At 71.9% G+C, this 22,415-nt stretch carries 20 protein-coding genes; 9 read left to right on the top strand and 11 right to left on the bottom strand.

The genetic code is table 11. The features are described 5' to 3' along the window. Positions 1 to 27: 27 nt before the first annotated feature. Both efeU and OG246_RS28035 read right to left on the bottom strand, forming a co-directional pair. Complete coding sequence (efeU, locus tag OG246_RS28040; RefSeq protein WP_266470958.1) at positions 28 to 2,091, bottom strand: iron uptake transporter permease EfeU; 2,064 nt, start codon at positions 2,089 to 2,091, stop codon at positions 28 to 30. A gap of 348 nt (positions 2,092 to 2,439) precedes the next feature. After that, positions 2,440 to 3,027 carry a DUF3592 domain-containing protein gene (locus tag OG246_RS28035; protein WP_266469470.1) on the bottom strand — a complete coding sequence of 196 codons (588 nt, stop codon included), beginning with the start codon at positions 3,025 to 3,027 and terminating at the stop codon, positions 2,440 to 2,442. Positions 3,028 to 3,298: 271 nt separating this feature from the next. Between OG246_RS28035 and OG246_RS28030 the strand changes: the two genes are divergently transcribed. The 4 genes from OG246_RS28030 to OG246_RS28015 all read left to right on the top strand — a co-directional run bounded on the left by OG246_RS28030 (position 3,299) and on the right by OG246_RS28015 (position 7,272). After that, complete coding sequence (locus OG246_RS28030) at positions 3,299 to 4,384, top strand: sialidase family protein (protein WP_266469468.1); 1,086 nt, start codon at positions 3,299 to 3,301, stop codon at positions 4,382 to 4,384. A 181-nt stretch (positions 4,385 to 4,565) separates the two neighbouring features. After that, on the top strand, positions 4,566 to 5,243 hold the full coding sequence (locus OG246_RS28025) for a uracil-DNA glycosylase (RefSeq protein WP_266469466.1): 678 nt from the start codon (positions 4,566 to 4,568) through the stop codon (positions 5,241 to 5,243). Next, positions 5,240 to 6,253, top strand: coding sequence for an N-acetylglucosamine kinase (locus OG246_RS28020; protein WP_266469465.1), 1,014 nt, complete (start codon positions 5,240 to 5,242; stop codon positions 6,251 to 6,253). The genes OG246_RS28025 and OG246_RS28020 overlap by 4 nt, the downstream gene beginning before the upstream one ends. Positions 6,254 to 6,348: 95 nt before the next feature. Beyond that, positions 6,349 to 7,272 carry a sirohydrochlorin chelatase gene (locus OG246_RS28015; protein ID WP_266469464.1) on the top strand — a complete coding sequence of 308 codons (924 nt, stop codon included), beginning with the start codon at positions 6,349 to 6,351 and terminating at the stop codon, positions 7,270 to 7,272. 77 nt (positions 7,273 to 7,349) lie between these two features. Here OG246_RS28015 and OG246_RS28010 read toward each other — a convergent pair whose 3' ends face one another. The 5 genes from OG246_RS28010 to OG246_RS27990 form a co-directional block, all read right to left on the bottom strand. After that, positions 7,350 to 8,396: a lactonase family protein gene (locus tag OG246_RS28010; RefSeq protein ID WP_266469463.1), complete on the bottom strand. Its 1,047-nt coding sequence runs from the start codon at positions 8,394 to 8,396 to the stop codon at positions 7,350 to 7,352. Positions 8,397 to 8,456: 60 nt separating this feature from the next. Beyond that, positions 8,457 to 9,587, bottom strand: a complete 1,131-nt coding sequence (locus OG246_RS28005; RefSeq protein WP_266470956.1) for a nitric oxide synthase oxygenase — start codon at positions 9,585 to 9,587, stop codon at positions 8,457 to 8,459. A gap of 983 nt (positions 9,588 to 10,570) precedes the next feature. Then, complete coding sequence (locus tag OG246_RS28000; RefSeq protein ID WP_266470954.1) at positions 10,571 to 12,079, bottom strand: FUSC family protein; 1,509 nt, start codon at positions 12,077 to 12,079, stop codon at positions 10,571 to 10,573. Positions 12,080 to 12,448: 369 nt separating this feature from the next. Beyond that, complete coding sequence (locus tag OG246_RS27995; RefSeq protein ID WP_266469460.1) at positions 12,449 to 13,384, bottom strand: anti-sigma factor RsbA family regulatory protein; 936 nt, start codon at positions 13,382 to 13,384, stop codon at positions 12,449 to 12,451. Beyond that, entirely contained in the window at positions 13,381 to 13,746 is a 366-nt protein-coding gene (locus OG246_RS27990) for an STAS domain-containing protein (RefSeq protein WP_266469458.1), read from the bottom strand. The genes OG246_RS27995 and OG246_RS27990 overlap by 4 nt, the downstream gene beginning before the upstream one ends. Before the next feature lie 221 nt (positions 13,747 to 13,967). Here OG246_RS27990 and OG246_RS27985 point away from each other — a divergent pair, with 221 nt between their 5' ends. The 4 genes from OG246_RS27985 to OG246_RS27970 all read left to right on the top strand — a co-directional run bounded on the left by OG246_RS27985 (position 13,968) and on the right by OG246_RS27970 (position 16,680). Continuing rightward, complete coding sequence (locus OG246_RS27985) at positions 13,968 to 14,858, top strand: RNA polymerase sigma factor SigF (protein ID WP_266469456.1); 891 nt, start codon at positions 13,968 to 13,970, stop codon at positions 14,856 to 14,858. A gap of 51 nt (positions 14,859 to 14,909) precedes the next feature. Then, positions 14,910 to 15,344 carry an ATP-binding protein gene (locus tag OG246_RS27980; protein ID WP_266469455.1) on the top strand — a complete coding sequence of 145 codons (435 nt, stop codon included), beginning with the start codon at positions 14,910 to 14,912 and terminating at the stop codon, positions 15,342 to 15,344. Positions 15,345 to 15,441: 97 nt separating this feature from the next. Then, on the top strand, positions 15,442 to 15,918 hold the full coding sequence (locus OG246_RS27975) for an Lrp/AsnC family transcriptional regulator (RefSeq protein WP_266469452.1): 477 nt from the start codon (positions 15,442 to 15,444) through the stop codon (positions 15,916 to 15,918). Between the two features lie 66 nt (positions 15,919 to 15,984). After that, complete coding sequence (locus tag OG246_RS27970) at positions 15,985 to 16,680, top strand: HAD family phosphatase (protein WP_266469449.1); 696 nt, start codon at positions 15,985 to 15,987, stop codon at positions 16,678 to 16,680. A 39-nt stretch (positions 16,681 to 16,719) separates the two neighbouring features. On the opposite strand, the gene OG246_RS27965 is transcribed toward OG246_RS27970, so the two are convergent. Genes OG246_RS27965 through OG246_RS27950 form a run of 4 tightly spaced genes read right to left on the bottom strand, consistent with a single transcriptional unit; the run spans position 16,720 to position 21,584 of the window. Further along, positions 16,720 to 17,919, bottom strand: coding sequence for an XdhC family protein (locus tag OG246_RS27965; protein ID WP_266469447.1), 1,200 nt, complete (start codon positions 17,917 to 17,919; stop codon positions 16,720 to 16,722). Further along, positions 17,912 to 20,041, bottom strand: a complete 2,130-nt coding sequence (locus OG246_RS27960; protein WP_266469445.1) for a xanthine dehydrogenase family protein molybdopterin-binding subunit — start codon at positions 20,039 to 20,041, stop codon at positions 17,912 to 17,914. The genes OG246_RS27965 and OG246_RS27960 overlap by 8 nt, the downstream gene beginning before the upstream one ends. Beyond that, positions 20,038 to 21,030: a xanthine dehydrogenase family protein subunit M gene (locus OG246_RS27955; RefSeq protein ID WP_266469443.1), complete on the bottom strand. Its 993-nt coding sequence runs from the start codon at positions 21,028 to 21,030 to the stop codon at positions 20,038 to 20,040. Before OG246_RS27955 ends, OG246_RS27960 begins: the two co-directional genes overlap by 4 nt. After that, complete coding sequence (locus tag OG246_RS27950; RefSeq protein ID WP_266469441.1) at positions 21,027 to 21,584, bottom strand: 2Fe-2S iron-sulfur cluster-binding protein; 558 nt, start codon at positions 21,582 to 21,584, stop codon at positions 21,027 to 21,029. The genes OG246_RS27955 and OG246_RS27950 overlap by 4 nt, the downstream gene beginning before the upstream one ends. 174 nt (positions 21,585 to 21,758) lie before the next feature. On the opposite strand from OG246_RS27950, the gene OG246_RS27945 reads away from it, so the two are divergent. Continuing rightward, complete coding sequence (locus OG246_RS27945; protein ID WP_266469438.1) at positions 21,759 to 22,370, top strand: TetR/AcrR family transcriptional regulator; 612 nt, start codon at positions 21,759 to 21,761, stop codon at positions 22,368 to 22,370. The last annotated feature ends 45 nt before the right edge of the window (positions 22,371 to 22,415 follow it).

Raw genomic sequence — 22,415 nt, 5'->3', positions numbered from 1 at the left:
TGGCGGTCGGCGCCGGCGGGGCGCTGCTCATGCGGCCTTGCGGATCTCCAGGAGGTCCGGGATCGGGGCGAGTTCCTCGAGCAGCTGGCCGAGGGAGCCGTCGAGGCGCTGCCTGTCGACGGTGGACAACTTGCCCAGCGGCGTCCAGCTGCCGTCCTTGCCGTGCTGGGCGAGGACCAGGCGCTCGGTGCGCCGCATCCAGGTGTCGACGTCGGAGGTGAGCTCGGCGTCGCGCTTGTCGATCAACGGGCTGAGCAGGCTCAGCAGTTCGCGGGTGCCGTCGAGGTTGGCCTCGGTGGTGGCGAGTTCGGTGCCGCTGCCATAGTCGGCGGAGCCGCTCAACTCGCGGTGCAGGGTGTTCTCGAGGATCTCGTGGGTGCGCAGCGGCAGGTCGCCGGGGTCGAATTCCTCCTTCGGGAAGTCCTCGCGCAGGGCGGCGACATCGGAGGTGAGCCGCTCGGCGTACGGCGCGAGGGCGGCGGCCGATTCGCCGTGCCACAGGCCGTATTCGATCCGGTGGAACCCGGTGAAGGCCGGGTCGTCGACCCCGCCCGCGAGTCCCGCCGTACGGCCGTTGATCTTCGCGTCCCAGTCGCCGAACGTGCCGTACGCGGCACCGAGCGAGGCGTACTGCTCGTGTGCGGGCAGCCAGTCGCTGCGGGCCTTGTCGAGCTTCTTGGCGTCGATGTCGCGTTGCAGGGTGCGTGTCTTGGCCAGCAGGTCGGCCAGGCCCTGGTCGACGTATTTCCGGTAGGCAGCCAGTGGCGCGGCGAGGTCCTTCTCCGAGACCGGCAGTACGGCCTTGGTGGAGCCGCCGCCGCTGACGGTGACGGCGGCCGAGGTGACCGCCTTCCCGCCGCTCGGAACACAACGCCAGGCGTACGAACCGGTCCCGACGGTGGCGATCAGGGCGCGGGTGGTGCCGGGGGCGATGCCCTCGACCTCGCCGTAGACGGCGTCGCTGACCGGGTCGATGAGATAGATCTCGGAGGTACGGCTGCCGCTGTTGCGTACCTGGAAAGCCTGGCGGCCCGGCTTCGGCGCGGTGAATCCCTTGCCGCAGTCCGCCGCCGAGACCTCGATGACGGGCGTGCCCGAGGCGGGCTTTCCGTCGCTCACCGCCACGGCAATGCCGGCGACGAGGGCCGGGAGGCAGACGAGGGCGGCGGGGAGGGTCCAGCGGGGGATGCGGGGCGCGGGATTCGCGGGTGCGGATTTCGTGGGCACGGGCTGCGGCTGCGGCTGCGGCTGCGGCTGCGGCTGCGGCTGCGGGGAGGCAGTGCCCCGTACGCCCCGTACGAAGAGTGTCATCACGGCGACCAGGTAGGCGCCGTAGGCCGCGACCTGAAGCCAGGTCATCTGCGGGGTGAGGTTGAGCGTGCCCTGTACGACGGTGACGTACCAGGATCCGGGATCGAGGTGCGCCGACAGGTCGAAGGCGTACGCCGTGGAGCCCGGCAGGACGCCGCCTTCTTGAAGGTCGCGCATCCCGTACCCGAGGACGCCCGCGGCGATGACGATCAGCACGGCCCCGGTGATCGTGAAGAACCGCGTGAGATTGATGTGCAGGGCCCGTCGGTACAGGCCCCAGCACAGGGCGGCGGCGATCAGCAGACCGGCCGCCGCACCGGTCAGCGGGCCCGACGAACTCCCCGCGGCCTGCGCCGTGGTCCACAGGAACAGCGCGGTCTCAAGACCCTCGCGCCCGACCGCGAGGAACGAGGTGACGATCAGTACGCCCGCGCCCATGCCCAGCGCGGCGGTGACCTTCTCCTTGATCTCGCCGACGAAGGTCCGGGCCGAGCGGCGCATCCAGAACACCATCGCGGTGACGAACACGACCGCGATCAGACTGAGCGTGCCGCCGAACGCCTCCTGCCCGGTCCCGGACAGGTTCGCCGCGGTGAAGGTCAGGATCGCGCCGAAGCTCATGGAGAGCCCGATGGCGGCGGCAACCCCGGTCCACACATGAGGAAGCCGGGCGCGCTCGCCGGACCGCACGAGCGTGGCGACCAGCACCGAGACGATCAGTCCCGCTTCCAGGCCCTCACGCAGACCGATCAGAAAGCTGGGAAACGCGTCGTCCCACACCACAGGCCTCTCCACAGCAGCGAGTTCACGGCCGGACGGCCAGAAGCGGGCTTAGTGTAGGCATGCCTAAGTTAGATGCCAGGGGGCGGACATAGCCGGACGCAATGGGCGTGCGCGATCTGCCCCGGGGGCGCCACCCGAGCCGCGCTCGGTCACATCGCGGCTACGGCAAAACACCCGATCGAACCTGAGATCACAGCTGTGACCTGCATAAATAGCAGCACAAGGCGTCGACGTACCTGACGCCCGCACCCACGCGCCGCGCGCGAACCGGCTGCACCGCGACACACTCGGGCCACCACCCCGGAGCGCGCCGATTCTCACCACCCCCTTACCTCCCCCGCCAGGTCAGGTGGTCCTCCGCCCCCAAAGCGGCCCGAACCGCTCCCACTCCTCGTCCCACTGGTCCATGCGCCGCCGTTCCAGCCGGCCGCGCACGAGCCGCCCGCAGACGAAGGGCACGACTGACGCGCTCATGCCGACCAGGACCCCCACCAGAGAGGCCCGCAGCTGGGCCTGGGACTCGGTGGCGGGCTTGGTGACGAGGCGGCCGTCGGAGTCCGTCCAGACGGTGACCGGGGTGCCCGCGGTGGTGCCGGTGGACACCCGTGCCTGACCTGCGCGTACGGAGCCGTCCGGCGCCGTCCAGCTGACCTTCGCCCAGACCCGGTCGGCGTCGCTTTCCGTGGGAGTCGAGTCCGGCGCGTCCGCGGTGAGCCGCGCCGGGACGGAGTGCCACTCGGCGCGTTGCTGGGCGAGACCGTGCTCCACGGACTGCGTCGCGGCCAGGCCGATGAACACCCCGCCGAACACGGTGAGCGCCCAGGCGATGAGCACGATCCATGCTTCCAGGGTGTCACTGCGACGCCGCAGCGGATTGCGCCGCCATCGCCACAGCCACACCCTCGGAACACGCAAGGCCGCCTTGACTGGCATCGTCGGCATCCTCCTCACGACCGCACGGACACGCCACATCCCCCTCCCATACGCGACCGGTCCCCGCGATGCTCACGCCGGCTCCCTCGACCCGTCCGTTTCAGGATCTCCCCCACCTCCCGTCCGCGCCCGGCGAGGACCGCCGAGAAACCTGGCCGAACGCCGAGGAGGCCGTTCTGACCTGCGGAAACACGAAGTCCAGAGGTGACTGTCAGTGCCGAGGTGCAGACTGGCCCGTATCTGAGACAACGACGTCGCGGAGGTGGTCGGCATGGCCGACGTAATGCTCACGGTGGGCACTCGCAAGGGGCTCTTCATCGGTCGAAGGCGCGGTGGCGCCTGGGAGTTCGACGAGAGTCCGTACTTCAACGCGCAGGCCGTGTACTCGGTCGCGATCGACACGCGGGGCGAGACACCGCGGCTGCTGGCCGGAGGGGACAGCGCGCACTGGGGTCCGTCCGTCTTCCACTCCGACGACCTGGGCCGTACATGGGCGGAGCCGGCGCAGCCCGCCGTCAAGTTCCCCAAGGACACGGGGGCTTCGCTCGAGCGGGTGTGGCAGCTGCACCCGGCCGCGGCGGAGCCGGACGTGGTGTACGCGGGCACGGAACCGGCCGCGCTGTACCGCTCGGAGGACCGGGGCGAGTCCTTCGAGCTCGTGCGTCCGCTGTGGGAGCACCCGACGCGGTCGCAGTGGGTGCCGGGCGGTGGCGGGGAGGGACTGCACACCGTCCTCACCGACAAGCGGGACCCGCGCGCGGTGACGGTCGCCGTCTCCACGGCCGGAGTGTTCCGCACGGACGACGGCGGCGCGAGCTGGAGGCCGTCCAACTCCGGTGTGTCCGCGGTGTTCCTGCCCGATCCGAACCCGGAGTTCGGCCAGTGCGTGCACAAGGTCGCTCAGGACCCGGTGACTCCCGACCGCCTGTATCTGCAGAACCACTGGGGTGTGTACCGCAGCGACGACGCGGGCGGGCAGTGGACCGACATCGGCGAAGGCCTGCCCTCCACCTTCGGGTTCGCCGCCGCCACGCATCCGCACCGCGGTGACACGGCGTACGTCTTCCCGATCAACGCCGACGCGGACCGCGTCCCCGCGGAGCACCGATGCCGCGTCTTCCGCACGGCCGACGCGGGCAAGAGCTGGGAGCCGCTGACCGCCGGCCTCCCGACGGAGGACCACTACGGCACGGTGCTGCGTGACGCCCTGTGCACGGACGGCGCGGACCCGGCGGGCGTGTACTTCGGCAACCGCAACGGCGAGGTGTACGCGTCGGCGGACGACGGGGACAGCTGGCAGCAGTTGACCTCGCATCTGCCGGACGTCCTCTGCGTGCGCGCCGCGGTCATCGACTGAGACTCCGGAGGTCCCGCACCACCATGACCATGAGCACACCCGCAACGTCCAGGACGCTCACTCGCGTTCCGCGCACAACCCCGCCCAGGAGGCGCCTTGTTCGTCCCATGAACGGTCATCCTCGGTCGTGCTCCGGCCACCGGTTGATCTCCGCCGCCTGTACGGCAGTAGGGTGACGCCCGTGGCACCACGACCGTTGCATGAAATCGTCGAACCGGGCTGGGCGAAAGCCCTGGAACCCGTCGCCGGACGGATCGCCGAGATGGGCGACTTCCTGCGCGCGGAGATCGCCGCGGGACGCACCTATCTACCGGCAGGGGCGAACGTCCTACGGGCCTTCCAGCAGCCCTTCGACGAGGTCCGCGTCCTCATCGTCGGGCAGGACCCGTACCCCACGCCGGGGCACGCGGTGGGTCTGTCGTTCTCCGTGGCGCCCGAGGTGAGACCGCTGCCGGGCAGCCTGATCAACATCTTCCGGGAGCTCAACACCGACCTGGGCCTGCCCCAGCCGTCCAACGGCGACCTCACGCCCTGGACACGGCAGGGCGTGCTGTTGCTCAACAGAGCGCTCACCACGGCCCCGCGCAGTCCCGCGGCGCATCGCGGCAAGGGCTGGGAAGAGGTCACCGAGCAGGCGATACGCGCGCTGGCCGGGCGCGGACGCCCGCTGGTGTCGATCCTGTGGGGCCGCGACGCCCGCAATCTGCGCCCGATCCTCGGCGAACTGCCCTCGGTCGAATCCGCCCACCCCTCCCCCATGTCCGCGGACCGCGGCTTCTTCGGTTCCCGGCCCTTCAGCCGGGCCAACGACCTGCTGACCGGGCAGGGAGCCGAGCCGGTGGACTGGCGCCTGCCGTGACGGGCGCGGACCCGCCGCCCGGTGTGCTGGCTGTGGACTCGGGAGGTTCGGGGCTGCGGGTGGCGCTCGCCGTACGCGGGGAGGTCCAGGGGGTTCCGCTGACGTCGGAGGAGCCGGTGCGCACCGGCCCGCGCGGCATCGACGCCGGTCATCTGCTGGAGCAACTGCTGCCTCTGGCCCGGCAGCTGATGGCCGACGCGGGGGTCGGTGAACTCGGGGCGGTCGCCGTGGGAGCCGCGGGCCTGGCCACGCTCGGCGACGAGCTGCGCACCGAGCTGCCGTCCGCGCTCGAGCGTGAACTGGGAGTGACGCGGCTCGCCTTGGCCGCCGACGCGGTGACCGCGTACATGGGCGCGCTCGGCCGGCGGCCGGGAGTGGTCGTCGCCGCGGGCACCGGCATGATCGCGGTCGGCACGGATCTGGAGAGCTGGCGGAGGGCCGACGGCTGGGGCCATCTGCTCGGCGACTGCGGCGGCGGGGCCTGGATCGGCCGGGCCGGTCTCGACGCGGCCGTCCGGGCCTTCGACGGGCGCCCTGGCGGATCGGCGGCGCTGCGGGCGCGCGCCGAGGAGATGTTCGGTCCGATTCCGGGCCTGCCGGGCAAGCTGTATCCGCGGACCGACCGGCCCGCCGTGCTCGCCTCCTTCGCACCCGAAGTGGCCGCCTGCGCCGAGAGCGACCAGGTGGCGGCGGACATCCTGCGCTCGGCCGCGCGGAACATCGCCGAGTCGGCGGCCGCTGTCTGCCCGCCCTCGGGAGAGCCCCAAGTCGCCCTCACCGGCGGCCTGTTCAAGATGGGCGCCGCCCTCCTCGTACCACTGACGGAGGCACTGGCGGAGCAACTACCGCAAGCCCGGCAGGTACCGGCCGCCGGAGACCCGCTGCACGGAGCCGTGCTCATCGCGGTCGACCTGGCGAACGACCAGCTCACGCTCCCCCGTGACCGGCGGATGTTGCATGTGGTGACCAAAGAGGCGGGGGGACAGTCCCGCCATACTGATCACCTCTGATCTATACGTAACTCATCAGACAAAAGCGGACGGATACCGCTCACCTGCACCCTCCCCGAACAGGGGAACCCAAGAAACCAGTAACATGCGGCGCCATGAGCTCCCCCACTGGGCCCGCGTCCGGCCTGCCAGTACGAATGCCGCGACCCCGCCAGCCCGGGCGGCACCGCCGCCCGGAAGCCCTGGTGGCTCCCGAGGGCGCGCCCGCGCTCGTCCTCGCGGTGCCGGGCACCCCCAGCGCGGCCATACGCAGCCTCACCGAGGAGGTCGTGAGCATCGCGCGCTCCGAGCTCCCCGGTCTCGACGCCCGGATCGGGTACCTCGACGGGGACGACGCCGAGTTCCCCACGCTGCAGTCCGTGCTGGTCCGCGCCGCCGAGGAGCGCACCGCCCGCTTCGAGCAGTCCCGCGCCGCCGGTGCGGACGTGACCGCGCCCGACGGGCCCGTGGCCGTCGTGGTGCCCCTGCTCGCCGGTCCTGACAACGCGCTGCTGCGCCGGATCCGCCAGGCCGTCATGGACAGCCGTGTCGCGGCCGACCTGGCCGATGTGCTCGGCCCGCACCCGCTGCTCGCCGAGGGGCTGCACGTACGCCTGTCCGAGGCGGGTCTGGCGCGTGCCGACCGTGCCCGGCTGTTCACCGTGGCGACCGCCGCCGACGGCATCATCCTGGCCTCTGTGGGCGGCGAGGAGGCCGTGCAGGCGGCCGGGATCACCGGCATGCTGCTGGCCGCGCGGCTCGCCGTACCGGTGATGGCGGCGGCGCTCGACGAGGAGGGCGCGATCGCGGCCACCGCCGAGCAGCTGCGCAACTCGGGCTCCCAGCAGCTGGCGCTCGCGCCGTATCTGATCGGTCCGGAGCTCGACGCGGGTCTGCTCGACGCGGCGGCCAAGGAGGCGGGCTGCGCCGCCGCCGAGGCGCTCGGCCCGTACCCGGCGATCGGCAAGCTGGCCCTTGCCAAGTACACGGCGGCGCTGGGCATCGCGCCGCAGCAGCCGCAGGGCGCGCCGGTGCGCTGAGCCCGGCACTCCAGAGAACGCGAAAGGGCCCGCTCCTGCGGCAGGAGCGGGCCCTTCGCGTGGGTGCCGCCGTGAGGTCAGCCGAAGACCACGCAGGACGCCGCGGGAGCGTCGACCGAGCCGCCCCGCCTCGGTACGCCCGTGTCGGGGTCGACCACGAACCAGGTCACGTCACCGGAGCGCTCGTTGGCGGCGTACAGGAAGCGCCCCGAGGGGTCGAGGGCCAGCGCGCGCGGCCAGGTGCCTCCGCAGGGCACCGTGGCGACCAGCCGCAGCCCCTCGCCCACCGTGTCCGGCGTGAGCACGGAGACGACGTCCTGGCCGCGCGTGGCGGTCCAGACGAAGCGGCCGTCGGGCGACACGACGATGCCCGACGGGTACGCGTCGCCGCCCCGGACACCGGACAGCACCGGCGTCTCCCCGACGGGCCGCAGCGCGCCTTCGGCGGCGTCCCAGCGGCAGACGGTGACGGTGGGCGCGAGTTCGTTGAGCACGTACGCGTGTTCGCCGCGTGGATGGAAGGCCAGGTGGCGGGGTCCGGAGCCGGGGCGCAGCGCGAACTCGCGGTGCAGCGTGAGCTTTCCGCCGTCCAGCGCGCACACCCGCACGGAGTCCGTGCCGAGGTCGACGCTGACCGCCCATCGCCCGCTCGGGTCGGGCTGCACCTGGTGGGCGTGCGGGCCGTGCTGGCGCGGGGTGTGCGGGCCCGAGCCCGTGTGCTGGAGCACGCTGGAGGCGGCGCCCGCGAGCCCTCCGTCTGTGCGGACGGGGACGGCGGTGACGCTGCCGGAGCCGTAGTTGGCGGTCAGGACGTGTCCGTCGAAGACACTCAGGTGTGTCGGGCCGCTGCCGCCGACCGTCACGAGTGTCCCCGTCAGCTCCGGCTTGTCGCCGGTCACGCGGTACGCGGCCACCGCTCCGTCAGCCGTCTCGCTGACCGCGTACAGCATGTCCCGCGCGGGCGACAGGGCGAGGTACGACGGGTCGGGGACGCCGTCCACCGCGCTCAGGACGGTCAGCGCGCCGCTGCCAGGGTCCACTGCCGCGGTGAGGACGCCGAGGCCTCCCGCCGCCGTGAACGAGCCGATGAACGCCCGTTGTTGCCGCCTGAAGCCGTCTGCCACTGCTGACCCCTCTCGCTCCCGCGTTGTCCGGGGCGACGGTAGCAGTCCATGATCGGCGGTCTAGACCAGGACTGCGCCGCGGGCTCTTTCGTGTGCTTCGGGGTGGTGAACGTACGCGGGGCTCCGCTCCACCGCCTCGTAGGTGCGGTGGAAGACGGGTGTGGCGCTGCCCGAGATGGGCGGCACGATCCAGGACCAGTCGGCGCCGACCCGGCGGCCCTTGCGCTCCTCACGGCCGAGGTGGGTGAGGAAGCGCCGGGACTCGGTGTGGTGGTCGGTGACCGTGACGCCCGCGCGGTCGAAGGAGTGCAGGACGGAGCGGTTGAGTTCGACGAGCGCGCGGTCCTTCCACAGGGAGCGGTCGGTGCGGGTGTCGAGGCCGAGGCGGTCGGCGATGTGCGGCAGGAGGTCGTAGCGGTCGGTGTCGGCGAGGTTGCGGGCGCCGATCTCGGTGCCCATGTACCAGCCGTTGAAGGGCGCGGCCGGGTAGCAGACACCGCCGATCTCCAGGCACATGTTGGCGAGCGCGGGCACCGCGTGCCAGCGCAGTCCGAGCGCGCGCCACCAGGTGTACTCGGGGTGCCCCAGCTCCACTTCGAGCACCGCGTCCTGCGGCAGCGCGAACCAGCGGGGCCGGTCGTCGGCGCCCTGGATCACCAACGGCAGTACGTCGAAGGGGGTGCCGGGGCCGCCGGGCCAGCCGAGTCGCAGGGCGAGCGTGGTGAGGCCCTCGTTGCGCGGATCGCCGGTCACACCGCCGTCCGAGCGTGCGTAGCCGGCGTACCGGATGAGCTGTTCGTTCCAGATCCGCGGCCCGGGGCGCCCTGGCTCGTCGGGCGCGAAGACCGTGATGAGCGCGCGGATCCGGCCATCGCGGGTCGCCTCCCGCAGATGGTCCGCCGAGGCCTCGGCGACGTCCCGCGTGTCCCGCACGTCCCGGCGGTCTCGTACGCACAGGGAGTGCCAGTAGAGCCGCCCTATGCACCGGTTGGCGTTGCGCCAGGCGACGCGCGCGCCGAAGACGAGTTCCTCGGTGGTGTGGCGGTACGTCCCAGTCTCCGCGATCTCCTTGTGCGCGGCGGCGATCCGCCGGGCCGGGTCCCCGAGGCGTTCCTCGGAGTGGCGGAGGGTGAGGAACTCGCTCGCGGCGCGGTGGAGTTCGTACAGGGCGGGCGCGTGTCGGGAAGGGATCCGTGCGGGTGGGCCGGTGGCGTCGCCGGAATCCTGGGAGCTCTCGGCGAAACCGCCGGTCACCTGCCGCTCGCGCAGGCCTGTTGGCGGAGCAGGCCGGCCGGACGTCGGCCAGGGGCAGGTCTCGGCGCCGACCTGCACGTATTGCGCGCCCGTATCCGTGCCTTCTCCCCTGTGGCCGCCCGGATGCGTGCTCTCGGGCCCACGGCCGCCTGGGACCGTGTCCTCTCCCGCGGGGCCGCCCTGAGCCCGCTCGAGCCACCCGCCCGGTTCCTCGCCCCTCGGCGCCCGGAGCCCCGTGTTCCCGTCGTTGACGAGACGCTCCCCGTGTCCGGTTCCGCGCGGGAAATTCCGCATGGCGCCACCCCCAAGGGGTTCCGCCCGCAGGCCGCTCCCGCACGGTCCGCGGGCTCTGTGCGTCTGATAGCCGCGGAGTTACCCGGCCGGTGGGCTGATCCACCCTCTTTGTGGCCGGAAAAGTGCCCCATTCCGGGGTTTGGTGTCCATGTCCCGACGTCAGGCGTGATGGAGCGGGGAGGCGCGCGGGGGGAATCACCAGTGCGCCGGAGCGCGCGCTCCGGAGCGTGGACGTTGGCGAGCGCTGAGGGTGCGAGCCGAGGGCGCCTGCGTGGGCCGCCTGCGCGCGTTCCGGCGCGACGCCGACCAGGTTTCCCCACCGCCGCCTCGATGTGGCGGCACACGGCCCTCAGGCACGCGTTGCGCGGGCGCCAGGGGTGACGGCGGGGTCGCGAGATCGCGTACCGCGCGCGGAAGCCACCGAGCGCGGCCAGGATCTGGGGGCGCCGGCCGTTTTGCGCGCCTCCTCGGGGTAGCGGATTACCTCAGGGGCGCGAAAGCCATACGTACGCGCCCCATCAGTGCCTCAAGCGCTGTGTCGCACGGCGCTGGGTCCGCACATGTGCGGCCCGCGTGCCGCCCGACCGCCGTCGCGGTGCGGTGCCGTGGTGCTCGCCGGCCGTTGTTCAGGCGCCGACCAGGGGCGAGTGCCGGGAGCTGCGCAGGGGCACCTCGAGTTCGGCGAGGGCCCGCTCCAGGCTGTGCAGGTGGGCGAGGGCGGGCTGCTGCTCGGTGGCAGCGGGGTGCGCCGGCGTGCCGAGGGTCCTTGTGGGCCCGCGGCTGCCCTTCTCGCTGATGGTCAGGGCTTCCACGGCCGACTTGACGCGGCTGCAGGCTGCCGCGAGACGGACGTCGTGGCTCGCATCCGGGTCCGCGGCGACGGCCACCAGGCCGCGCACCTCGCGGGCGCAGCCGTCCAGCAGCGTGATGACCTGGGCGGCCCGGGCCTTGCGTGCGCGGAACGGGTTGAGTGGATGTACCAGTGGAGCGAGCGCCATCCGGACGCGGGCCAGCAGCACTTCGAGTTCGGCCGCGTGCGGCGCGGGATCCGCTGTCGGCGAGCCCGCGAGACGGGCGGCGGCTTCGGCGGTTGCCGCGTGGACGCACCGCAGTGCGCGCTGGATCCATGCGTCGTTCGTGGCGTGGGTGGTGACCGGCAGCACGAGAATCACGGCGAGCGTGGCTCCCACCGCGCCGATGGCGGTCTCTTCCAGGCGCAGTACGAGAAGGCCGGGGTCCAGAACTCCCAGCAGGCCGTAGAGCAACCCCGCCATCACCGTCACCGCCAGCACCATCCAGCTGTACGAGACCGAGGCCGTGTAGAAGATCCCGAAGACACAGACCGCGACCAGGGCGGCAGTCGGGACCGGCGCCCCGTGCAGCGGGATGGCCACCAGCACGCCGACGACAATGCCCACGACCGTGCCCAGCACCCGGCGGAATCCCCGGACGAGCGTCTCGCCGCGCGAGACCGTGTTGACGAAGATCCACCAGGCGGTGCCGACGGCCCAGTACCAGCGCTCCTGGGACAGCGCCTGTCCGGCGACCAGGGCGAAGACGCAGGCCGCCGTGGCCTGGAAGGCCTGCCGGGTGGTGGGGCGAGCCAGTCCGGTGCCGGGCAGCGGCCGAGGCGCGGGGGCGGGCGGAGCCGCACCGCGCTCCAGGGGCCAGAGCACGAAACGTACGAGGCCGGCGACGCCGAGAGCCAGGCCCACGGCGGCGTACAGCTCGGGCAGCTGCGCCGGGACGGCGTGCAGGAACTGCGTGACGAAGAAGTTCATGAACGCGAAGATCCCGAGCGCATGACCACGCGGGCCCCAGCGTCGGGCGTACACCCCGCCGAAGACGACCAGCAGGAAGGCGGCGTCCCGGGCCAGGGGCACACCGTGCAGGAGGGTGGCCACGGCCAGTACGGGGAATCCGGCGGCCGGGAGCAGGGCAGTGGTCACCCGCTGGGCGCGCACCGTCGCGTCGGCGACCGTGAAGAGAGCGAGCAGGGCCGCCAGTCCCCCGGTGATGGAAGCCGTCAGGGACAGTCCGGCGAGTTCCGCCACGGCTACGGCGAGGCCGATGCCGACGACGGCACGGCACGAGTTCCTCAGCCTGACACGCCCCGGATCCGGAGCCACGAGCATCCTCTTCACGGCGGAACGCCGCCCCCCTCAACAACTTCCGCCGCAGCGCGAGCGCCCCTGGGTGGCGGGAACTCGCGGACACGACGAAGCGCCGCGGTCCGGTCCGGCCTCGTTGCCGGTCCGGCGCTGCGCGGCGCCGATCTACGCATGGATACCCCCAGGTAAGCATCCGCAGGCACAACGGCTCAACCCATGCCCGAATCACTGGGCCATTGGCCCACTCCAGAAGGGTGATCGCGGTCCAGCAGTCGGCCAACGGACCATGGCGGCGCCCGGCGCAGGCAGTCGCCCCTCGGCGTGGCTCGAACGAACAGGGACGCTCAGCCGGACGGCACGCCGCGGTGGCGAACGCTCATCGGGCAGCGAGGGTCACGTGCGGGCAACGTAACTGCGGACCGTCGTGCCATCCTCGCCGGTGTGTACGCGGACGAGGTCGGAGAGGAAGTGCACGAGGAACAGGCCACGTCCGCCGAGCTGTTCGATCCGCACCGGGTGCCGGCCGGCCAGTGGGTCGGCCAGGTGCCCGTTGTCCTGCACCTCGCAGACGATCTGCTCGCTCTCGGCCCAGATCCGCAGCGTTCCCGAACCGCCGCCGTGCACGACGCTGTTGGTGGTCAGCTCCGCGACGACCAGAGCCAGGTCCTGCACGCGGGCATCGCTCATCCCCCGCTCGCGCGCCTCGCGCACCGCGAAGTCGCGAGAGGTCGGCAGGGCATCGGAGTCGAAGTGGACCGTCGCCGCTCCTGGCGGATGAAGCAACCTCTCGTTGCAGCGCGCGAGCACCCGCTCGAGCGCGTAGGCGGTGCTGGCCCGCTCCCGGCCCGCGTCGATGACGACGGGATGCGTGGCGTGCGCGTCGGCGATCACGTCGGAGGGGAGGGCCCGCGCGTCGTAGGGGCACAGGATCGTCACGTCGCGGCCTTGGAAGGCCACGTTGATCAGTGCCTCGTGCTGAACGCAGGCCGGGTACTCCACCGCGGTGCGGCCGGGCCAGATCGGCTCCCCGATGATGCGGACGCGGCCGGCGGTCCGGGCGTCGGCGAACGACCGCAGGACCGACGGGATGATGCGTCCGGGGTTCCGCCCGGCCCGCGTCATGTCGACGAAGTGCACCTCGGCGGCGGTCGCGCCGAGTTCCGCTCGGATCAGCTCCAGCCGCGGGGCGGGGGCGGCCACGGCGACGGGCTCCGCGGCGGCCATGCCGTCCAGGAGGAACGGCACGGTCCCGGCCAGGTACTCCCGGTCGCTGCGGTACAGCAGTGCCGGATGGGCGAACGGCTCGGTCCGGGTGGCCGCATTCGTCATGCCGCCACCTCGATGGCCCGGAGTTCCGGCCAGAACAGCTCAAGGATCCGCGGGAGTTCGGGCGGCGGCCGTTCCAGGACCAGACGCCGTCTCTCGTTCAACGCCTGCGCGGTGCGCGCGAGTTCGGAGGCACCGGCGACGTCGACGAAGGTGATCGCGGACAGTTCCAGAAAGCAGACGTGATCGTGTCGGCCGGCCAGCTGATCGAGGGCCTGCCGCCAGACGAGGCGTGTGGACGGGCTGATCTCGCCGACGAGCCGTACACCCGGGCGCTCATGGAGGGTGTACAGACGGAGGGCGGCTCCACCGAGGTCGGACGGGGCGGCTGCTCCCGCCGCCAACTCGTCATCGCCGTACGCCATTTCTCCACCCCCACCTCTCCGCGCCCGTCGTACGCCGTGTCAACCCCGGCTTTCGGCGCCCCAGGGTACTCGGCCGCTCCGGACCACGACCGGTTGACCGAAGGGCCGACCGTGCCGCTGCGGGCCGTTCCGACATTTCAGCGGCGTGGGGGGTGTGAGGTCCGCCAACCGGGGCATCCGGGCTATGTCATCAAAACCTTCGGGGATTTGGGGTGGACTGCATGGCAGCCGTGAGGGCGCTGGAAACAACGGCCACGGCACAGCGGACGGCCGAAGCGGGCGAGGTGGGCGGCGAGTCGGAGCTTCCGGTCATCGACGACCCCTCGAAGGTCAACCCGAAGGACGCGCGCGAGCTCTCCCGCCAGTTCTTCGACCGGCTCACCATGCTCGAAGAGGGCACGCACGAATACCAGTACGCGCGCAACACCTTGATCGAGATGAACCTCTCGCTGGTCCGCTACGCCGCCTCCCGCTTCCGCAGCCGCGGCGACTCGATGGAGGACATCGTCCAGGTCGGCACCATCGGTCTGATCAAGGCCATCGACCGCTTCGAGCTCACCCGAGAGGTCGAGTTCACCTCCTTCGCCGTCCCCTACATCGTCGGCGAGATCAAGCGCTTCTTCCGCGACACCAGTTGGGCGGTGCACGTACCCCGCCGTCTGCAGGAAGCCCGCGTCGAGCTCGCCAAGGCCACGGAGGAACTGCGGACGCGGCTGGGCCGCATGCCCACCACCCGCGAGCTCTCCGAGCTGATGTCCCTGTCCGAGGAAGACGTCATCGAGGCCCGCAAGGCCTCGAACGCGTACGCCTCCACGTCGCTCGACGCGGCCCTGGCCGGGACCGGCGCGGCTGAAGGCGAAGGCGTGCTGGCCGACTTGATCGGCGCGGAGGATCCCTCGCTCGAGCTCGTGGAGGACTTCCACTCCCTGGCTCCGCTGATCGCCGAACTCGACACACGCGAGCGCCTGATCGTCCATCTGCGCTTCGTCGAGGAGCGCACCCAGGCCCAGATCGGCAAAGAGCTCGGCATCTCCCAGATGCACGTCTCCCGGCTGATCACCCGCATCATCAAGCGTCTCCGCACGGGGCTGCTTGACCCGGCGGTCGCCTGAGGCGCCGCCCTCCATGGTGCCGATCCCGGCGGCAAGGTCCGGGAGGGCCAGATGGCAAGCGATCCGAGTGGGAACAGGAAACCTTCACAGGAGGCGATCGAGACGCTCTCCAGCTCCTTTGCCGGCCAGTTGTGCGACGTGACCGATGCGCGTCTCACGGCGGAGAGCTATCTGAGTGCGCTCGCCCGGGCGTCACCGCCCAGCGCGGCCGAGCACTGGGACGACATCCTGCTGGTGGTCACGGAACTGGTCGCCAACTCGGTCCAGTACGCTCCCGGCCCCTTCGAACTCCGTATGCGCCGCACCTTCGACGGCGTCCATGTGACCGTGCGGGACAGCAGCACCACCCCGCCCGCACCCCGCCCCTGCCTGCCGCTGCACGGCGGGGGCGGAATCGGCTGGCACCTCATTCACACCCTGTGCGACCAGGTCAGTGTGGTGCTGCGTCCCGACGGCAAGGACGTGCACACCTTCCTGCCCTGGTGACCTTCCGCGCCCGGTCCTGGCTCAGCGGACTCGCCTGAAGCTGAGCCATTGGTACAGTCGGTAATGATCACCCGAGGCGACGGGAGGCCGACGGACCATGGCCGTGGACGAGCTCGACACCCGTATCCTGCGGCTGCTGCTTGAGCAGCCGCGCACCAGCGTGCGCGAGTACGCCCGCATGCTCGGCGTCGCCCGCGGCACCCTTCAGGCCCGCCTCGACCGGCTGGAGCGGGACGGAGTGATCACCGGTACGAGCCCGACCCTGTCCCCCGCGGCACTCGGCCACCCCGTGCTCGCCTTCGTGCACATCGAGGTCACACAGGGCCATCTCGACGACGTGGGCGACGCGTTGGCCGCCGTACCGGAGATCATCGAGGCGTTCTCGATCACGGGCGGCGGTGATCTGCTGACCCGGGTCGTGGCGCGTGACAACGCGCACCTCGAGGACGTGATCCAGGCGCTGATCAGCCTGCCGGGCGTCGTCCGCACCCGCACGGAGGTGGCCCTGCGCGAGCGCGTCCCGCAGCGGCTGCTGCCGCTGGTGGAGTCGATCGGGCGCGCCGCGAAGAACTGACCGGCCGCGCGGGGCGTACCCACGCGGCTGCCCGGCACGGAGCTGATCATTGGCATCCTGGACCCCATGAGCACTCTCACCGGCACCGCGGTCGTCTTCGATCTCGACGGAACACTCGTGGACAGCGAGCCGAACTACTTCGAGGCGGGCCGGCGGACGCTCGCCGAGTACGGCATCACCGATTTCACCTGGTCCGACCACGAGAGCTACGTCGGCATCAGCACCCGGGAGACGCTCGCCCTCTGGAAGGAGCGCTACGGTCTGACGGCCCCGCTCGACACCCTGCTCGCCGACACCAACCGCCGCTATCTGGAGCTGGCCCGCGCCTCCACACGCGTGTACCCGGAGATGCGGAAGTTCGTGGAACTGCTGGCCGGCGACGGCGTCCCGATGGCCGTGGCCTCGGGTTCCTCACCGGAGGCCATCGAGGCGATCCTGACGGGCACGGGCCTGGCCGCCCACCTGCCGACCGTCGTCTCGTCCGACGAGGTCGCCCATGGCAAACCCGCGCCCGACGTCTTCCTGGAGGCGGCGCGCCGCTTGGAGGCTGCCGCGGCCGACTGCGTGGTCCTGGAGGACGCCGCCCCGGGCGCCGCCGCCGCGCACGCGGCCGGGATGCGCTGCATCGCCATCCCCTACGTCGCCGCACAGTCCGACGACCCGGGGTTCGCCACGGCCGACCTGCTGCTGCGTGGCGGCCAGGCCGAGTTCACCGCACGGGCAGCGTACGACTGGCTCGTGGCCTCGGCTCCGGCTTCCTGAACTCCCCGCCTTCGGCGTCCGGCGCCTTCCGACACCGGGTCACGCGGCTTCCTCAGTGGTACCGGCCTGCCTCCCGTCCACGTCACGGTGAATGGGCGTCCCCGAGTCGGTCAGCGGAACGCCCGTGCCTCCCCGGCGGGCCGCGACGATCTCCGCCGCGATGGACAGGGCGGTCTCCTCGGGCGTACGGGCGCCGAGGTCGAGCCCGATCGGGGACCGAAGGCGTGCCAACTCGCCGTCGGTGAGGCCGACTTCGCGCAGTCGGCGGTCCCGGTCCTGGTGGGTCCGGCGCGAGCCCATCGCGCCGACGAAGGCGACCGGCAGCCGCAGGGCTGTCTCCAGCAGCGGGATGTCGAACTTGGCGTCGTGCGTGAGTACGCACAGCACTGTGCGGCCGTCGGTCCCGGTGCTCCGGAGGTAGCGGTGCGGCCAGTCGACCACGATGTCGTCGGCCTCGGGGAAGCGCAGGCGCGTGGCGAAGACGGGTCGGGCGTCGCACACGGTCACGTGGTAGCCGAGGAACTTGCCGGCCCGCACCAGCGCCGCCGCGAAGTCCACGGCACCGAACACGATCATGCGGGGCGGCGGCACCCTCGTCTCGACGAACAGCGTCACTCCGCCGGGGCAGCTCGATCCGTCCTCCGAGATCTCGACCGTGCCGGTGCGACCGGTGTCCAGCATCGCGCGGGCCTCCGCCACCGCAGCCCGGTCCAGATCCGGGAGTTCGTCGCGATCGGCTGTACGGGGGCCTCCGGGACCGCCCTCGTACAAACCGCCGAGTCCCCCGTCGTACGACCCGTCGGCGTGCACCAGGAGCGCCCTGCCAAGGAGTTCACCCGGGCCCCGGATCACCCGGGCGACCGCCGCGGCCTCCCCTCGTGCGGCCGCCGACAAGGCCGCCGTGAACACCCCCACGTCCGGCGCGTCCGCGCGCACCGGGGTGACCAGGACCTCGATGACCCCGCCGCAGGTGAGGCCCACCGCGAAGGCGTCCTCGTCGCTGTAGCCGAACCGTTCGAGCACCGTGCGGCCGTCCTGCAGCGCCTCGACGCAGAGGTCGTACACCGCCCCCTCGACGCAGCCGCCGGAGACCGAGCCGATGACCGTGCCGTGGCTGTCGACGGCGAGGGCTGCACCGGGACCGCGCGGCGCGCTGCCGCCGACGGACACCACGGTGGCGACGGCGAAGTCCCGGCCCTCCTCGGCCCACCGGTGCAACTCGTCGGCGAGGTCAAGCATGTCCGCCCGCAGTCGCCGTCAGCACGCGGTCGGGCCGGATCGGCAGGTTCCGGTGGCGTACGCCGGTCGCGTGCCAGACCGCGTTGGCGATCGCCGCGGCGGTGCCCACGACCCCGATCTCGCCGATGCCCTTGATACCGACGGGGTCGTCGGGGTCCGGGTCGTCCACCCAGTCCGCCTCGATGGGCGGGATGTCGGCGTGCGCGGCGAAGTGGTAGCCCGCGAGGTCGGCGCCGACATGGCCGCCCGAGGCCTGGTCCCTGATCGCCTCCTCGTGCAGCGCCATGGACAGCCCCCAGACCATCCCGCCGATGAACTGGCCGCGTGCGGTGAGCGGGTTGACGATCCGGCCCGCGGCGAAGATGCCGAGCAGCCGCCGTACGCGTACCTCACCGCTCGTGACATCCACGGCGACCTCGGCGAACTGCGCCCCGAAGGCGTTCCGTTCCTTCTTCGTCAGCGCGCGGACGGCCTCGGAGGTGTCGGACCGTGCGGTGATCCCCTCGGGCGGAATGCTGCCGCCCAGGGCCAGTTGAGCCCGCAGCTCGCTCGCCGCGACGTTGATCGCCCAGGCCCAGGAGCGTGTCCCCATGGAGCCGCCGGCGATCATCGCGGGGCCGAAGTCACTGTCGGCGATGCGCACTCGGACCCGCTCCGGTTCCACTTCCAGCGCGTCCGCGGCTATCTGGGTCAGCGCGGTGCGGGCTCCGGTCCCGATGTCCGCCGCGGTGATCCGTACGGTGAAGGTGCCGTCCGCATCCGCCGTCACGGCCGCCGTCGAAGGGGCGGAGAGCGTCGGGAACGCCGAGGCCGCCATACCGGTACCGAGCAGCCAGCGCCCTTCGCGGCGGATGCCGGGACGCGGGTCGCGGTCCGCCCAGCCGAACCTGCGGGCGCCCTCCCGGTAGCAGGCGAGGACGTTGCGGCTGCTGAACGGCATCCCGGAGACCGGCCCCACGACCGGTTCGTTCCGTACGCGCAGGGCTATCGGGTCGATGCCGCTCTTCTCGGCGAGTTCGTCGAGCGCGGACTCCACGGCGAACGAGCCCGGTGCCTCGCCCGGCGCGCGCATCCAGCTCGGGGTCGGCACGTCGAGCCGTACGACGCGGTTCACCGTGTGGTGCGCGTCGGCGTCGTACATCGCATGCCCGTAGTTCGCACTCCGCTCGACGAATTCATGGACGGTCGAGGTCAACGACTCCGCCTGGTGGTCGAACGCGCGCAGCCGCCCGTCGGTGTCGGCACCGAGCCTGACGCGCTGCGCCGTGGGGCTCCGGTAGCCGACGAGCGAGAACATCTGACGGCGGGTCAGTACGACTCTCACCGGGCGGTGCAGGACGGTCGCCGCCATCGCCGCGAGGACCGAGTGCGGGCGGGTCCCCTTGGATCCGAAGCCGCCGCCGACGTGCTCGGACCGCACGCGTACCGAGTCCGGGTCGAGCGAGAACAGATTCGCGAGCTCGCCGGCCACGAACGCGCTGCCCTGGTTGGAGTCGACCACTTCGAGTCGGCCGTTGTCCCAGCGCGCCATCGCCGCGTGCGGCTCCATGGGGCTGTGGTGTTCCTCGGGGGTGCTGTACTCGGCGTCCACCACGACGGCGGACGCGGCGAGTTCGGACTCCAGGTCCCCCTTCGCCGTCTCCGCGTCCTCGGGCGTATACATCCCCGGACGCCCGGCGAAGAACGCGGCGTCGTGCGCCTCCTCCTCGTACCGGACCACCAGCGCCTCGGCGGCCTCCCTCGCCTGCTCGGGCGTTTCGGCGACGACCAGCGCCACCGGCCAGCCGACGAAGGGAACGCGGTCATGCTGGAAGAGCTGGAGCACCGGGTCGGGCGGCCCGAACGCGCTCATGTAGTTCCCGTCGAGGCGCGGGGCGTTCGCGTGGTGCAGGACGGTGAGGACGCCGGGCATCCCGAGGACGGAGGTGTCCTCCACCGAGCGGATACGGCCGCGGGCCACGGTCGACAACACCAGCCAGCCGTGGGCGAGTTCGGCGTACGGGATCTCTCCGGCGTAGCGGGCCGCTCCGGTGACCTTCGCCCGGCCCTCCACACGCGTGTGGGCGGTGCCGATGGCTCGGGTCGCGGCGGTGGTTCCGGTCGTCGTGGTCGGCGTCGTCATCGGGTCGCCTCCTCGGCGAGTTCGGTCAGCACGGCCACGACGAGGTTGCGCATCAAGGTCACCTTGTATCCGTTGTGCGGCAGCGCTTCGGCGGCGGCCAGTTCGGCGTCGGCGGCGGCCGCGAACGCCTCGGCGCTCACCGGTCCCCCGGTCAGCACCCGCTCCGCTTCCCGGGCCCGCCACGGCCGCGACGCCACCGCCCCGAAGGCCAGCCGCACTTCACGTACGACATCGCCCCGGACGTCGAGAGCGGCGGCGACGGAACCGATCGCGAAGGCGTACGAGGCACGCTCGCGCACCTTCCGGTAGCGGGAGTTGGCCGCAACCGGCGCCGGCGGCAGGGTGACGCCGGTGATCAGTGCGCCGGGCGGCAGGGCTGTCTCCAGGTGCGGGGTGTCTCCCACCGGGAGATAGAACTCCGCGAGCGGCAACTCGCCCGGACCGTCCGCCGTTTCGTAATGGACGACGGCGTCGAAGGCGGCGAGTGCGACCGCCATGTCCGAGGGGTGGGTGGCCACGCAGTGCTCGGAGGCGCCGAGGATCGCGTGGTTGTGGTGTTCACCCTCGATGGCGGGGCAACCGCTGCCGGGGGCACGCTTGTTGCACGGTTTCGCCAGGTCGGTGAAGTAGCCGCAACGGGTGCGCTGGAGCAGGTTCCCGCCGACCGTGGCCATGTTGCGCAGTTGACCGGAGGCTCCGGCCAGGACGGCTTGCGCCAACGCCGGGTAGTGGCGCCGGACTTCGGGATGGGCGGCCAGGTCGCTGTTGGTGGCGGTGGCGCCGATGCGCAGGCCGTCGTCCGGTGTGAACTCGATCCGGTCGAGGGGCAGTTCGCGTACGTCGACGAGCCGGGCGGGCCGTTCCACGCCGGCCTTCATCAGGTCCACGAGGTTGGTGCCGCCGCCGAGGAAGCGCGCCTCGGGATCGGCGCCCAGCAGGGCGACCGCGCCGGAGACGTCGAACACGCGCTGATAGTCGAACTCCCTCATGCCGCCGCCTCCTCGACCTCGGCCGCTTGAGCCTCTGCCGCCCGCGCGACCGCCTGCACGATCGACACATAGGCACCGCAGCGGCACAGGTTGCCGCTCATCCGCTCGCGGATCTCGTCGGCCGTCAGCTGCGGAACTCCCGCTTCGGGCCGGACGTCGGCGGTCACGGCGCTCGGCCAGCCCGCCGCGTGCTCCTCGATCACCGCGAGGGCTGAACAGATCTGCCCCGGTGTGCAGTAGCCGCACTGGTAGCCGTCGAGGTCGAGGAATGCCTGCTGCACCGGGTGCAGCCGCTCGCCGTCCGCCACCCCTTCGATGGTGGTGATCGCACGCCCCTCGGCGGCGACCGCGAGCTGGAGGCAGGACAGCGCCCGGCGTCCGTCGAGCAGCACCGTGCAGGCGCCGCACTGGCCCTGGTCGCAGCCCTTCTTGGTGCCGGTCAGATCGAGACGCTCGCGCAAGGCGTCGAGCAGGGTGGTGCGGTGGTCGACTGGCAGCGTGTATTTCTCCCCGTTGACGTTCAGGGTGATGGCGCTCGACGCCGAGGGGGCCATGATCGGCCTTCTTTCGCGTAGCGATACGGGTGAAGGAGTCGGTGGCTATGGACATCGACCGGCCGCACTGGTCTGATCTGCCGCTACAGTGGACTCTAAGCGGACAGCTGTCCGGTAACCGCGAACCTAACGGACAGCTGTCCGCTTAGCAAGACCCGGCCGGAAGGAGGACGAGTGCGGCCCGACGAGGACACGAACGACACGGACACGAACGACAAGGGCGCTCCCCTGCGCTCGGACGCGCAGCGGAATCGCGAGCGCATCCTCGAGGTGGCGCTGACGGAGCTGACGCGCTCGGCGGACGCCCCGCTGAGCGCGATCGCGAAGATGGCCGGCGTCGGGCAGGGGACGTTCTACCGCAACTTCCCCAACCGCGAGGCCCTCGTCCTCGAGGTGTACCGCTACGAGATGCAGCAGGTCGCCGACACCGCGGTCCAGCTGCTGGAGACCCGCGCTCCCGACCGGGCACTGCGGGAGTGGATGGACCGCCTCGCCCAGTACGCCATGGCAAAGGCCGGCCTGGCCGACGCGTTGCGCAAGACCACCGGCGCGCCGCACGGCACCCTGACCAAGCTGGGGTACGGCCCGGTGACCTCGGCCGTCACACTCCTGCTCAAGGCGAACGAGGAAGCGGGCACCATCCGCCCGGGAGTCACCCCCGACGACTTCGTGCTCGCCATCGCCGGCCTCTGGCAGATCGACCCGCACGGAGAGTGGCAGCCGCGCGCCCGGCGGCTCCTCGACCTGGTCATGGACGGCTTGCGGGCGGGCGCACCCGGGTCCTGATCGAGGCCCCGATCGCGTTCCTCTACCCCGACCCGGGCGACTGGA

Source organism: Streptomyces sp. NBC_00620 (genome assembly GCF_026341825.1).
Taxonomy (GTDB): domain Bacteria; phylum Actinomycetota; class Actinomycetes; order Streptomycetales; family Streptomycetaceae; genus Streptomyces.
Note: the sequence above shows the minus strand (reverse complement) of the source record. Positions and strands in the feature narration are given on the sequence as shown.